This window comes from Fusobacterium ulcerans ATCC 49185 (assembly GCF_900683735.1).
In the GTDB taxonomy this organism is placed as follows: Bacteria; Fusobacteriota; Fusobacteriia; order Fusobacteriales; family Fusobacteriaceae; genus Fusobacterium_A; species Fusobacterium_A ulcerans_A.
In genome coordinates, this window is record NZ_LR215979.1 from 439,236 (window position 1) to 452,117 (window position 12,882).

Annotated in this window: 13 protein-coding genes; 3 read left to right on the forward strand and 10 right to left on the reverse strand. The window is 29.9% G+C overall.

Going from position 1 to position 12,882, the window contains the following annotated elements; translation table 11 throughout:
• Window position 1: 1 nt before the first annotated feature.
• The 5 genes from E0E45_RS01990 to pdxS form a co-directional block, all read right to left on the reverse strand.
• Complete coding sequence (locus E0E45_RS01990) at window positions 2-589, reverse strand: TMEM175 family protein (RefSeq protein WP_130889608.1); 588 nt, start codon at window positions 587-589, stop codon at window positions 2-4.
• A gap of 88 nt (window positions 590-677) precedes the next feature.
• On the reverse strand, window positions 678-1,379 hold the full coding sequence (locus E0E45_RS01995; RefSeq protein ID WP_130889609.1) for a 5'-methylthioadenosine/adenosylhomocysteine nucleosidase: 702 nt from the start codon (window positions 1,377-1,379) through the stop codon (window positions 678-680).
• A gap of 144 nt (window positions 1,380-1,523) precedes the next feature.
• Window positions 1,524-3,062 (reverse strand): ABC transporter substrate-binding protein, encoded by a 1,539-nt coding sequence (locus tag E0E45_RS02000; RefSeq protein WP_130889610.1) that lies wholly within the window; start codon window positions 3,060-3,062, stop codon window positions 1,524-1,526.
• A 360-nt stretch (window positions 3,063-3,422) separates the two neighbouring features.
• Window positions 3,423-4,001 carry a pyridoxal 5'-phosphate synthase glutaminase subunit PdxT gene (pdxT, locus tag E0E45_RS02005; protein ID WP_130889611.1) on the reverse strand — a complete coding sequence of 193 codons (579 nt, stop codon included), beginning with the start codon at window positions 3,999-4,001 and terminating at the stop codon, window positions 3,423-3,425.
• Between the two features lie 2 nt (window positions 4,002-4,003).
• Window positions 4,004-4,879, reverse strand: coding sequence for a pyridoxal 5'-phosphate synthase lyase subunit PdxS (gene pdxS, locus E0E45_RS02010; protein ID WP_008697867.1), 876 nt, complete (start codon window positions 4,877-4,879; stop codon window positions 4,004-4,006).
• Between the two features lie 169 nt (window positions 4,880-5,048).
• Between pdxS and E0E45_RS02015 the strand changes: the two genes are divergently transcribed.
• Window positions 5,049-6,437, forward strand: a complete 1,389-nt coding sequence (locus E0E45_RS02015) for a PLP-dependent aminotransferase family protein (RefSeq protein WP_130889612.1) — start codon at window positions 5,049-5,051, stop codon at window positions 6,435-6,437.
• A 179-nt stretch (window positions 6,438-6,616) separates the two neighbouring features.
• Here the strand turns inward: E0E45_RS02015 and E0E45_RS02020 are convergent, their stop codons facing one another.
• The 3 genes from E0E45_RS02020 to E0E45_RS02030 are packed head-to-tail and all read right to left on the reverse strand — an operon-like array spanning window position 6,617 to window position 8,809.
• On the reverse strand, window positions 6,617-7,372 hold the full coding sequence (locus E0E45_RS02020; protein WP_130889613.1) for an EI24 domain-containing protein: 756 nt from the start codon (window positions 7,370-7,372) through the stop codon (window positions 6,617-6,619).
• A 16-nt stretch (window positions 7,373-7,388) separates the two neighbouring features.
• The gene (locus E0E45_RS02025; protein WP_130889614.1) at window positions 7,389-8,003 is read right to left on the reverse strand and encodes a histidine phosphatase family protein; all 615 of its coding nucleotides are present in this window, start codon (window positions 8,001-8,003) and stop codon (window positions 7,389-7,391) included.
• Between the two features lie 29 nt (window positions 8,004-8,032).
• Window positions 8,033-8,809, reverse strand: a complete 777-nt coding sequence (locus E0E45_RS02030) for a M48 family metallopeptidase (RefSeq protein WP_130889615.1) — start codon at window positions 8,807-8,809, stop codon at window positions 8,033-8,035.
• A 110-nt stretch (window positions 8,810-8,919) separates the two neighbouring features.
• Between E0E45_RS02030 and kdsB the strand changes: the two genes are divergently transcribed.
• The gene (gene kdsB, locus E0E45_RS02035) at window positions 8,920-9,660 is read left to right on the forward strand and encodes a 3-deoxy-manno-octulosonate cytidylyltransferase (protein ID WP_130889616.1); all 741 of its coding nucleotides are present in this window, start codon (window positions 8,920-8,922) and stop codon (window positions 9,658-9,660) included.
• A 24-nt stretch (window positions 9,661-9,684) separates the two neighbouring features.
• Window positions 9,685-11,292, forward strand: coding sequence for a SpoIID/LytB domain-containing protein (locus E0E45_RS02040; RefSeq protein ID WP_130889617.1), 1,608 nt, complete (start codon window positions 9,685-9,687; stop codon window positions 11,290-11,292).
• Window positions 11,293-11,541: 249 nt separating this feature from the next.
• On the opposite strand, the gene E0E45_RS02045 is transcribed toward E0E45_RS02040, so the two are convergent.
• Both E0E45_RS02045 and E0E45_RS02050 read right to left on the reverse strand, forming a co-directional pair.
• Window positions 11,542-12,147, reverse strand: a complete 606-nt coding sequence (locus E0E45_RS02045) for a hypothetical protein (RefSeq protein ID WP_232044038.1) — start codon at window positions 12,145-12,147, stop codon at window positions 11,542-11,544.
• Window positions 12,148-12,340: 193 nt separating this feature from the next.
• On the reverse strand, window positions 12,341-12,880 hold the full coding sequence (locus E0E45_RS02050; protein ID WP_130889619.1) for a GNAT family N-acetyltransferase: 540 nt from the start codon (window positions 12,878-12,880) through the stop codon (window positions 12,341-12,343).
• Window positions 12,881-12,882 lie beyond the last annotated feature (2 nt).

Here is a 12,882-nt window from a genome sequence, read left to right on the forward strand (position 1 = left end):
TTTATTTTTCTTCTTCCAGATGCATTTTTTCTATACGGTTGTCAGGAATTATCCAGAGAACAGCAGTGAGAGCATAGAAAAACAGGGAAATAACAGGAAGGAAAAATGCTGAAATTATTCCTGTAAGATATAAAATAGGAGAAATTTTCCCTTTTATATCATTTCCAATAGCTTTTTTTAATTTTGAATTTTTGCCCTGTGACTTTATAAGAAGATGAATTAAAATATAGTATGCTATGGAACAGGCTAAAAGAACTCCTCCATACATCATAGTAGAAATTTCAGAGAAGTTTGTTTCACCCATCCAGCTTGTTGTAAATGGTATGAGGGAAAGCCAGAATAGCAGGTGTGTATTTGCCCAGAGTATTTTTCCATTTATCTTATTGACAACAGAGAAAGTGTGGTGATGATTATTCCAGTATATTCCTACATAGAGAAAACTTAAAATATAGCTGAAAAATTTTGGAAATAAACTGGAAAGCTCAGAAATATCTGCCCTGTGGGGAGCTTTTAATTCCAATACCATTATTGTTATAATGATGGCTATTACTCCATCACTAAATGCTTCTATTCTATTTTTTTCAAACATAATATTATCTCCTTTTTAAATATCTTTTAATCATTATATGAAAAAAAAGAGGCAATTCCTTTTTTAAGGGATTCCTCTTCTTTAGATATTAGGAGTTATTTTTTAGTTCTTTTAAAAATGCCAAGACAATATCTTTAGATATTACAGAAGCTTTGCTACAGTTTTGTTCAAAATTTTCTACTCCAGAGTGAGAAGCTGTATCTGTAATAGTTCGTATTGAAATAAATGGGATATTATTTACATAGCATACATGAGCGATACTTGCACTTTCCATATCAACAGAGAGAGGAGCATATTTTTTGTTTATTATTTCCCGCATATTCTTATCAATAAAACTTTCTCCAGTTACCATTTTACCAAAAATAACAGGATGATTAACAGCTTGATTCTGTACCATTTTTTTTGCAGCAGCTAATAATTTTTCATCAGCATTAAAATAGATAGAAGGGAGCCAAGGATGAAACTCTACAAGTATATCATCAGCTACATCATGATAAGCAAGTTGTGTTGATATAATTGTATCAAAAACTTTTACTGTTTTTTCAATTCCACCTGCTGTACCAGCACTGATAATTGTATTTACAGAAAAAGAATCAATTAAAATCTGAGCAGCAACAGCAGCATTTACCTTACAAACACCACTATATAAAGCAACAACAGAAATATTATTTATTTTTCCTTCATAAAATTTCAGCATTGCCTTTTTTGTAGCAGTGCAATTTTGAATGTGATTTAGGAAGGGTTCTAACTCAGAATCTCCAGCACAGATTATTCCAACTTTTAAAGCCATTTAATTCCTCCTGACTTATAGATTAATTTACTCATATCTTATCACAAATAATAAAAAATGTGGATGATTCATAAGCAGAAATTTTAATCCAGCTTTTTGATCATCCACACTTTATTATTATATTTTTCGAGAGGGAAAGTTTTGCTATTCAGTTACATAGACATTTGTAAGATCTAAATAACCATTATTTTTCATAATAAGATTATGAATATTTTTTCTCATCCCAAGATTTAGTTTTGGATAAAGAATAGTGTAGTGAGGAAGCTCTTCCTGTAATATCTCCTGAGCCTTTCCATAAAGTTCTTTTCTAACTTTAGGATCCATTGTTATTCTTGCCTTATCAAGAGTATCATCTAAGTCCTTATTTACAAAAGCAGTTACATTCATAGAACCTTTTATTTGAGATGAATGGAAAAGAGGATACATAGTTTTATCACAATCTCCATTAGCTGTGTTCCATGACATATAGAAAATAGGTTTTACTTCATTCTCATTTTCAATCATTTTAATATAAGTAGCCCATTGGAAAACTTTAATTTCAGTATTAATTCCTATTCCTCTTAACTGCTCCTGAATAATAACACAAGCATCAATTCTTGCAGAATCATCACTTACCCATAAATCAATATTGAAACCATTAGGGTATCCAGCTTCAGCTAAAAGTTCTTTTGCTTTAGCAGTATTCAAATCATACTTTTTAGCATCAGGATTGAAATCTGTCATAGCAGGAGGAACTACAGAAGTTCCAGGTGTTGCAGAATCTCCATATATAGCTTGGGTAATAGCACTATTATCTACAGCATAAGCTATTGCTTGTCTTACTCTCTTATCTTTCAACAACTCATTTTTAGTATCAAATCCAATAAACTGGCTAGTAGGAGCTTCAACTTCAATATAATCTAAAGAGTTGTTGTTTTTGATAGATTTCAAATCCATAACACCCATGTCTAAAGAGATATCAGCTTCACCAGTTTCCAACATAATCATTCTGCTGTTATTTTCAGTTATGAATTTAATAACTACTTCTTTAAGTTTTGAAATAGTTCCATAGTAATCATCAAATCTCTCCATAGTAAGTCTATTCCCTATATCCCATGACTTAAATTTAAATTGCCCAGTTCCTACAGGATTAGTAAGAAATACATCTTCTGAAGATTCAACTAACTTTTTATTAATTATTGAAGAATTTGTAATGCTAAGTTGATTCAAAAGGCTTCCAAAAGGAGTATCTGTAGTTATTTTGATAGTATTTTCATCAATTACAGTTACTTCTTTTATAGGAGTGAAATTATATGCACATTGAGGAAGGCTTCTTGCTCTATCCAAAGAAAACTTTACATCTTCAGCGGTCATAATATCTCCATTGTGGAATTTAACATTTTTCTTTAAATGGAATATTGTATTTAAGGGATCAACAGATTCCCAGCTTTCAGCTAATCCTGGAAGCAGATTAAGATCTTTATCCATAGTTATCAAAGTATCAAACATAAGCTGAATTATTTTGTTAGACACTGAATCAGTACTTTTTTGTGGATCAAGAGTTTTGATTTCAGCTTTTTGAGCGATAACTAAAGTATCTTTTAGTTTAACATCTTCTGAAGTTTCAGATTTTATAGCTTTTGTTCCTCCTAATAATAAAGCAAAAGTAAGTAAAAAAATTACAGCCAATAGTTTCTTTTTCATTTTGTTTCCCCCTCGGTATCATTTAAAAGTTCTTTAAGAATAAAAAAAAGCAATCTGGTTAGATTGCTTTAAAAAACAAGTGATATTTCTCATATATATCATGCGTGCTCCTAAAAACATGACATATATAAATTTAGATTTATATATTCAAATATTTTAAAGGAGTTTACACAGAAGTATAAAAGTTATCAAAAGACGTAAGCTTATATCTAACATTAAAAATTTCTGTATACAGTTTTTCTGTGCAGCTCCACCACCAATATTGGAATACAGTGTTTAAGTTAGATAATATCATATTGATAACCTCCTTTTTCATAGTTTTATTTCTTGTAAAGAGTATATGATAAATCTTTTTAAAAGTCAACTACTTTTTATTTTTTTTATGATATCTAAAAAATATTCATGAACAGAAGTATCATTAGTAAGCTCTGGATGAAAAGATACAGCTAACATATTCTTTTCTCTAACGGCAACTATATTTCCATTTACAGTTGCCAATATTTTAACTCCTTCTTTTGTATTTTCTACATAAGGAGCTCTGATAAATACCATTTTCACTTTTTTATCTATTCCTTTAAAATCTGCTTCTGTTTCAAAACTTCCAAGCTGTCTTCCATAAGCATTTCTTTTAACTTCTATTCCCATAACTCCTAAATGCACAACTTCACTGTTTGAAAGTTTTTCAGCAAGAAGTATCATCCCAGAACAAGTACCAAATACAGGAAGGCCATTTTTTATTTTTTCTCTGAGAAGTTTGAGAATATCAAAATCTCTTAAAAGTTTCCCCATAGCAGTACTTTCTCCACCAGGAAGAATTATACCATCTATATCTTCCAGCTGCTCTTTAGTTTTTAGCAGACAGTTATCTACATTTAGAGAGTCAAGGATGTTTTTATGCTCTTGGAAAGCTCCTTGGAGAGCTAAAATTCCTATTTTCATAATTACCAACCTCTTTTAGCCATTTTCTCATCTTCAGCAAGGGAATAAACATTGATACCTACCATTGCTTCTCCTAGATCTTCTGATATTTCAGCAAGAATTTTTGGGTCATTGTAATTTGTTACAGCTTTCACAATAGCAGCAGCTCTCTTTGCTGGGTCACCAGATTTGAATATTCCAGAACCAACAAAGACACCATCACATCCAAGCTGCATCATAAGAGCGGCATCAGCAGGAGTAGCTACACCACCAGCAGCAAAATTTACAACAGGTAGTTTTCCATTATCATGTACATATTTTACTAAATCATATGGAGCTCCTAATTCCTTTGCAATATGATAAAGTTCAGATTCAGGAGAAGAAACTACTTTTCTGATATCTTCATTTAGTGTTCTCATGTGTTTTACAGCTTCTATAACATCCCCAGTTCCAGGTTCTCCCTTAGTTCTTATCATACTTGCTCCTTCAGATATTCTTCTTAGAGCTTCTCCTAGATTTCTTGAACCACATACAAAAGGAACTTTGAACAATGTTTTGTCCACATGGAATCTATCATCAGCAGGAGTAAGAACCTCACTTTCATCAATATAATCTATTTCAAGAGCTTCAAGTATTTGAGCTTCTACAAAATGTCCTATTCTCACTTTAGCCATTACAGGAATAGAAACAGCAGCCTGTATCTCTTTTATCATTTTAGGATCAGACATTCTTGCTACTCCACCATTTTTTCTTATATCAGCAGGAACTCTTTCCAATGCCATAACAGCACAAGCACCAGCTTCTTCTGCTATTTTAGCTTCAGCAGCTGTAGTTACATCCATTATTACTCCACCTTTTAACATTTGAGCTAAGTTTTTGTTTAAATCATATCTTGACATATTCTTCCCTCCATATATTCATTGATTATTTTTTTGATTAATATTATAATAAGAGTATCGATACAATTTATTAAAAAATTAATTTTCTAATGATAGTATCACATAAAATATAAAATTATTCAATTCTAAAAATCACTAATTGTACCGTAACACTTTTATTGGAGGGGTAATGAAAATAGAGTTATCTACAGAGAATGGAGAAAAAATATATCTTCAGCTTTATTACAAATTAAAGGAATTAATAGAAAATGGAGAGATAAAAGGGAAAATATTCTCTATAAGGGAGCTTGCTAAGAATTTAGGAGTGAGTATTTCAACAGTAGTAAAAGCATATGAACAGCTGGAAAAAAATGGATATATATACCTTCGTGGAGGAAGCGGAGCTTATGTAAAATACAACAGAGAAAAAAAATTTTATCTGGAAGACCATATGGAAAATGAAATATTTAAATATGGTTACTTTAATTCTGAATACAGGATAGATTTTTCTACTGCATCACCAAATGCTGATTTTTTTCCTATTGAAGAATTAAAAAAAGCAATTAACTACGTTTTAGACAGAGATGGTGGAAAAGCTCTTCTTTATGAAAATCCGCAAGGTTATCTTGAACTTCGTAAAACTATAAAAAGAGAATTGAAACATGAAGGCATAGATATAGAAACAAAAGATATTCAAATAATGTCAGGAGCTCAACAAGGGATAGATATATTGAGTAAATCATTAATATATCCAGGAGATATTGTAGTGACAGAAGATCCAGCATATAAAGGTGCTATTGTAAGTTTTAGAAATAATGGAGCAAAAGTAGAAAGAATACCTATGAAAAAAGATGGACTTGATATAAAAGAATTGGAAAAGATTCTGAAAAGAGATAAAATAAAATTTATATATACAGCAGCTACTTTTCATAATCCAACTGGAATATCGATATCAGAAAAAAAGAGAATTGAACTTTTGAAATTAGCTGAAAAGTATGATTTTTATATTATAGAAGATGACTGCAGTTCAGATATATATTTCGATAATAAAAAAATAAAAAGTATAAAAAGTTATGATAAAAATAAGAAAGTGATATATATAAAAAGTTATTCTAAAGTTTTTATGCCTGGTTTCAGGCTTGGATTTATGATAGCTCCAGAAAAAATAGCAAATTCTGTATTAGCAGGAAAATATTCCAGTGATATATCTAACTCAGGACTGAATCAAAGAGTTTTTCAATATTTTCTAGAAAATGGTATTTGGAATAAACATATAGAAAAATCTAGAAAAGAATTTCATAAAAAGCAAAAATATATGTATAGTAGACTAAAGAAAATAGAAAATATAAAAATCAACAAACCAAAGGGTGGAATGTGTTTCTGGATAGAGCTTCCAAAGGAAATAACAGGTGAAGCTGTATATATGAAACTGGCTAAAAGAGGAGTAGGAATACTTCCAGGAGTGGTTTTTTCTGAAAAATCATATAACTATATAAGATTGAGTTTTGCTCAGTGTAATGAAAAAGAGATAGATGAGGGAATAGAAATATTGGAAAAAGTAATTGATGAATTGAGATGAGGAGAAGAGAATTATGTTTAACAGAAAAGATGGAAATGTAAAAAGAATAAAGATAAAACTGGTGATATTAGCTGTTTTGGTGGTAATAGCTTTTGGAATGAAATATTTTAGATAAAATAAAAAGAGAGATACCTCTAAAATTATATTTCTATTAATAAGGTAATCTCTCTTTATTTTTATTAATCTATTACTTCTGGAAATTTATCTCTTTCTATCAGTTCCAGAGTTACTTTAGTAGTAGCTACGCAAGTAATAAGGGGAGCTAGAAATATCCCAATGAAGGGGATGAAAAATAGAAGAGTAAATATACTTCCACATAGAAGAGAGTAAAATCTCTTCTTTTTTAAAAATTCAAGACTTTCTTTAGGAGAAAATTCATATCTTTCTAAAGTATAGTCCATAAATGAAAATCCTGTAAAATATCCCTGAAGCAAAAATATAAGTAGAGGAATAGATAAATTTATAGGAAAAACAAAGCTCAACAGCATGATAATACATGTTCCAACAAGCTGTTTAATAAAGCTTCTAAACCCTACTTCAGCCCCTCTCATTAAAAATCTCATATTATCTTTAATTGTAAAATCATATTTTTTTCCTGTAAGGTGACTGTCTACTCTTTCAGAAACATATCCAAGTATTGGAGATAAGAGCAGTAACAGTAATGATTTATATACAAGATAGTAGAGAAAAACTGCTACTACCCATATTAGTATTCTGATAAGAATAGATACTAAAGCATGATATTTTTCTAATTCGAATATTGATTCTAAAGAACTCATTATTCCAAATGAAAGTAAATTTGCTAAGAATATCAAGACTACAAATAAGAAAATACCAATGATTCCTGGCAGAAAATAATATTTTTTTAATTTAGCTTCATTAATGATTCTAAAAGAATCTGAAAAAGAAGCCAGTACAAGTTTTATACTTTTCATAATTTAATCTCCTGTGTTAGTCCAAATGTGATGTATCAGAAAAAACTTCTATATTAAATTTTCCATCTTTATATTTTACAATTGAAACACTTGTATTTTGTGGAACTTTAGCAGCTCCTAATTCATCCATTCTTTCTTTTGCTATGATATGAAATAAGGCTTTTAGAGTTACTCCATGAGTAACAACAACAACCCTATCATTGTCATTAAGATACGATAAAAGTTTATCTAATCCTTTTTTTACTCTTTCTATTACTTCATAATAGTTTTCTCCATGATAAACTTTTGGATCGTAATCTACAGGATTATTAAAAAAGTCATAAAATTCTTTTGGATATTTTTCTTCAAATTCTGAACGAGGTACACCCTCAATATCTCCCATAGAGATTTCTTTGAATTCATCTATAAATTTTATTTTCTGTTTTCTATCTCCCATAATTATTTTTGTTGTTTGGATAGTTCTCCCCATAGGAGATGAATAAAAATCTGTAAACTTAACATCTTTAAGTTTTGCTGAAAGTTTTTCTGCCTGAGATATCCCTAGTTCTGTAAGTGGAGAATCAGAACTTCCCTGAAATATTTTCAAAGTATTCCATAGTGTTTCTCCATGTCTGATAAAATAAATTTCCATTTGTTTATATTTCCCTTCTTAAAATTTTTTTATTTTTTTACATTTAAAAATGTAGGACTTTTCAAGAACTTTTTGATATTTTCTATTCTAGTTTTGTCATTAGGGTGAGTACTTAAAAATTCAGGTGATTGTTTTCCACCACTTGCAGCTGACATTCTTTCCCAGAAAGTAAGCGCATAACTAGGATTATATCCAGCAAGCTTCATAAAGATAAGTCCAAGCTCATCAGCTTCAGTTTCCTGTTTTCTACTGTATCCAAGCATAACTAGATTAGAGGCACTTCCATAAAGTTCCTGTGGAACTCCAAATGCAACTTGGAGAACTGCTCCTACTCCACCTTGTACCATACTTTGACTTTGTTGTTCTCTGCTATGTTCTGCTATTGCATGGGCAATTTCATGTGACATAACTACTGCAATTCCCTGTTCACCTTTTGTATAAGGAAGAATACCAGTATAGAAAGCAACTTTACCACCAGGCATACACCAAGCATTAGGAGTATCATCTTTTATAAGATTAAATTCCCATTGGTATTTAACTTTAGATGTTCTTTGTTCAGGATGTAGTTCAAAATATTTCTCTACAGCTTTGGCAATATTGTTTCCAACTTTTTTTACAAGCTTAGCATCATTATTATTCAATACAGTACTTTGTTTCATGACTTGAGCATATTGAGTATAACTGTTTTGGATAGTTTCTTCTTCATTTACTAAAAGAAGCTGTTTTCTTCCAGTAATAGGAGTACTAGAACACGAGATAAGGAAAAGAGCCAAAAATACCACTGATAAAACCTTTTTCATTTTCATAAAATCCCTCCGATGTAAATATGATATTTTTTCTTTGAATATTCTTTTATTTTTAGGTATAATAAGAATATTGATACTTTTATTTTACACAATTTGAAGGAGGATGTAAATTGAAATTTTTAGGAGTTATACCATCGAGATATGCCTCAACAAGATTAGAGGGAAAACCATTGAAGGATATATGTGGACATACAATGGTAGAATGGGTATATAGAAGAGCTCTTTTATCAAAACTAGATAATGTGGTAATTGCAACAGATGATGAAAAAATAATAAAAGAAGTAAAATCTTTTGGTGGAAATGTTATTATGACAAGAAAAGATCATATCAATGGAACAAGCAGAATAGCAGAAGTTTGTAAAACATATTCTGACTATGATGTTATTGTAAATATTCAAGGTGATGAGCCTTTAATAGAACCTGAGATGATAAATTCCATAATTGATTCATTTTTAAAAGATAAATCTATTGTTATGAGTACACTAAAACATAAATTAAATACTATGGAAGAAATAGAAAATCCAAATTTTGTAAAAGTAGTTACTGATAAAAATGATTTTGCAATATATTTTTCGAGAAGTGTGGTTCCTTATCCAAGAAATCTGGATTTAAAAAATTATTATAAGCATATAGGAATATATGGATATAAAAGAGATTTTGTAATGGAATATTCGAAAATGGAATCTACTCCTTTAGAACTTTCAGAATCTTTGGAACAGCTTAGAGTATTAGAAAATGGATATAAAATAAAAGTTATAGAAACTCCATATAAAATAATAGGTGTAGATACTCAAGAAGAACTGGATAAAGTTAGAAAGTACATCACAGAACATAATATAAAAATAAAATAACATCATTCAGGGGGAACAAAATTTATGAAAAAAAATTTAAGTAAAATATTTCTTGTAGTACTAATGGCTGTCTATATAGCTGGGTGTAGTTCTACACCTACTAAGAAACCTTCTTCTAGAGGAGGTTTTGGTGGTATATTTACAAGCTCAAAACCGCAAAAGGCACAGCATACAGATGCTGACTATGAGTTAGACTATAGTTTCTTTAAAGAAAAAGGACTTCCAATTCCTGATAATTTTAAAGGAAAATCTGTTGAATATCTAGTACCAGGAAATGATGTATTAAAAGAACATGGATACAGTTTCTTTAAAAAATATAATGAAAAAGAGATGCTTAAGTTTTTTAAAGATACAACTATAACAGGATATGGTTCAAATTCTAATTATTGGAGATGGAAGATAACATTTACTGAAAAGGAGTTAATGAATTCAGCAGCTCGTAATTTACCTATGGTATATAAAGTAAGACCAAGGGATGTGATGACATTAAGCAATGGAGAATGGAAATCCCTCCCTATAACTGCAGCAACAGTTGGAGAAGTAAAAAATGTAGAAGTAGCTGCAAGAGGAAGATCAGGAGTAATAACTTATCTGTTGGTAACTACTAATAAAAATAAATTTCTAGTATCTAAAGAATTAAATGTAAGAAAGCTTCTTACTGCAGATAAAAATAGTACCAAAACTAATAGAACTATTCCTCTTTATGGAACAAAAGGTGGAACTGAAAGTTATAACTTAAAAGCTTTAAGAAATAATATAACTCTTTTACCATCAGCTTATTTTGCTATAGAAAAAAGTTCTGGAAATATAACTTTATATGGTGGAGGAAATGGTCATGGAGTAGGTATGCCCCAATGGACAGCATATGATTTAACTAAAAATTATAATTATTCATATAAAGATGTATTAAAAAGATATTATCCTAATACTGATATAAAAAATATGTATAGCATGAAGGGTGTGGATAAAAATATCAGAGTTGGAATAAGCAACAGTAATGGTGGATTAGATCATACAAGAGTTGCTCTTCATAGTGGAGGAAAATTAAAAATAATAGGGTCAGGATTTAAAATAGATGTACCTGTAAGACAAAAAATAGAGGTTATAAATGAAGGGAAAAAACTTTCTATAAAAGTAAATGGAAAACAAAGAGTAAAAACTGTTAATCCAGTAGTAGTTGAAGGGACTGGATATTATATCACTCTAGAAGGAATAAAAAAGGTACATACAACAAATCCTAACTATCGTGGAACTATAGAATTAAAACCTTCAAGAACTGCCAGCAGAGGTATCAGAATAATAAATGAAATCTATATGGAAGATTATCTAAAACAGGTAGTTCCTAGTGAAATGCCACAAAGTTTTGGAGTAGAAGCTCTTAAAGCTCAAGCAGTTGCAGCTAGAACTTATGCATTAAGTGATTATTTGAAATTTAGATATAAAAATGAAGGATTTCATGTAAAAGATACTACTGAAAGTCAGGTGTATAATAATCAGGTTGAAAACGATGATGCAAAAGAAGCTATTGAGAGTACAAAAGGAAAAGTTTTAATGCATGGAGATAATCCAGTAGATGCAAAGTATTTTTCTACATCAGGAGGATTTACTGAAGCAGCAAATTATGTATGGTAATCTTTCTGAGAGTACCACCATAAAGAAATAAGAATAAAGCAACTAGCAAAGAAAATATGACAATAAAAATAGGCTATCCTTACTAAAGATAGCCCATTTTTATTTAAAGAAATAAAGCAAAGCCACATTTTTGCTTATTTTTAGAATTTTAAGAAAATATTTAGAATTTATGAACAACTTCTAGGAATGGATAAATGAATGCTGCTAGTCATATACTTGGCCTGTCAGTGGATATACCAAAAGTATTACTCATTTAGAATAAAATTTTAATGGTATTTCATTTAATATTGTTATTCCAAAAGCTGTATTTTCTAGGTTGAAATATACAGAAATTGATCTGTTGTAATTATTTAAATGCTGTGTAATATAGTAATCAGTTGATACTCCAAACTCTGGATGATTTCTATAATTTGTTGGAGCATGTGTCCATCCATCACTTCTAGGATAAGATACAAGCAAAGATTCTTGAGACAATCTATTTAATTCCATATCATTAAGCTTAATACTTGTTTGTGAACTGTCATAAAAAATTGTGATGGAAGTAATAGTTCCATCTGTAATTTCTTGGAAGTTTTTATCTTTTTCTGAATCTACTTGGTTTGCTATTGTTACTTCTAGAAGAGTTTCATTTTTTTCTAATAACCTAATAATAGAACCACCTGGATAAATTCCTTTACTATCTTTAGATAGTGAAAAATTAGAGCGTACTTCATAATAATCTTCACTAACCAAAGGCAAGAGATGAGGTGTTTGTGTACTAATAATCCACCCCTTATCAAGAAATTGTTTTAAAGTACTTGGGATAGGATAATATATATTATTAATTGTGAGTCCAAATTCAGTTATATTCTCCATCCTTTTATGTTCATCCCCCTTTTTTTCTATGTCACTTGCCTTTGATGCAATAATTGATAAGAAGAAGCAAAAGTATAGAGTAAATATCAGCATTTTTTTCATATTTTTCTAATCCTTTCTGCAAAAAGTCTGAAACTCTATATAGATATAAGTTTAATCAATAGCCAGTCAATAATAATAGTTTAATTTAAACTTAATCTTCTTTTAAAATAAGTTCTTCCTTAAAAAGTCCCATTTCAATTATGTCATGATATTTTCCAAATCTGAAAAGTTCTTTTCTTCTTACTCCTTCTTGTTTGAAACCAACTTTCTCATAACATTTTTTTCCTTTTTCATTGAAGCTGAAATAATCAAGGTCAATTTTATGAATATTCATTTCATCAAAAATAAAGCTGCAAAGAGTCCGAAGAGTATCACTTCCATAACCTTTTCCTTGATATTCTTCTCCAAGCCATAGTCCAATAACCACTTTCCTATTTTTAGAATCATAGGAATTTATTCCACATCCACCAATATATTTGCCACTTTCTTTTTCTTCAATAGCAAAATTAAAAGCAGGACCACTGTTACTCATAGCTTTTTCTACAAATTCTCTTTGAGCAGCCATAGAGAAAGGAAAGACATCAACTCTTCCAAGCATTGTTCTTATATTTAGAGTATTTATAAGCTTAAAAGAAATTTCAATATCACTTTCTTTATAAGCACGCAGAATTATTTTCTTTCCTTCTATCATAA

Coding starts and splice junctions, on each gene's coding strand:
- E0E45_RS01990 (WP_130889608.1), bottom strand. CDS start 589: ATGTTTGAAAAAAATAGAATAGAAGCATTTAGTGATGGAGTAATAGCC.
- E0E45_RS01995 (WP_130889609.1), bottom strand. CDS start 1,379: ATGGCTTTAAAAGTTGGAATAATCTGTGCTGGAGATTCTGAGTTAGAA.
- E0E45_RS02000 (WP_130889610.1), bottom strand. CDS start 3,062: ATGAAAAAGAAACTATTGGCTGTAATTTTTTTACTTACTTTTGCTTTA.
- pdxT (WP_130889611.1), bottom strand. CDS start 4,001: ATGAAAATAGGAATTTTAGCTCTCCAAGGAGCTTTCCAAGAGCATAAA.
- pdxS (WP_008697867.1), bottom strand. CDS start 4,879: ATGTCAAGATATGATTTAAACAAAAACTTAGCTCAAATGTTAAAAGGT.
- E0E45_RS02015 (WP_130889612.1), top strand. CDS start 5,049: ATGAAAATAGAGTTATCTACAGAGAATGGAGAAAAAATATATCTTCAG.
- E0E45_RS02020 (WP_130889613.1), bottom strand. CDS start 7,372: ATGAAAAGTATAAAACTTGTACTGGCTTCTTTTTCAGATTCTTTTAGA.
- E0E45_RS02025 (WP_130889614.1), bottom strand. CDS start 8,003: ATGGAAATTTATTTTATCAGACATGGAGAAACACTATGGAATACTTTG.
- E0E45_RS02030 (WP_130889615.1), bottom strand. CDS start 8,809: ATGAAAATGAAAAAGGTTTTATCAGTGGTATTTTTGGCTCTTTTCCTT.
- E0E45_RS02040 (WP_130889617.1), top strand. CDS start 9,685: ATGAAAAAAAATTTAAGTAAAATATTTCTTGTAGTACTAATGGCTGTC.
- E0E45_RS02045 (WP_232044038.1), bottom strand. CDS start 12,147: ATGGAGAATATAACTGAATTTGGACTCACAATTAATAATATATATTAT.
- E0E45_RS02050 (WP_130889619.1), bottom strand. CDS start 12,880: ATGATAGAAGGAAAGAAAATAATTCTGCGTGCTTATAAAGAAAGTGAT.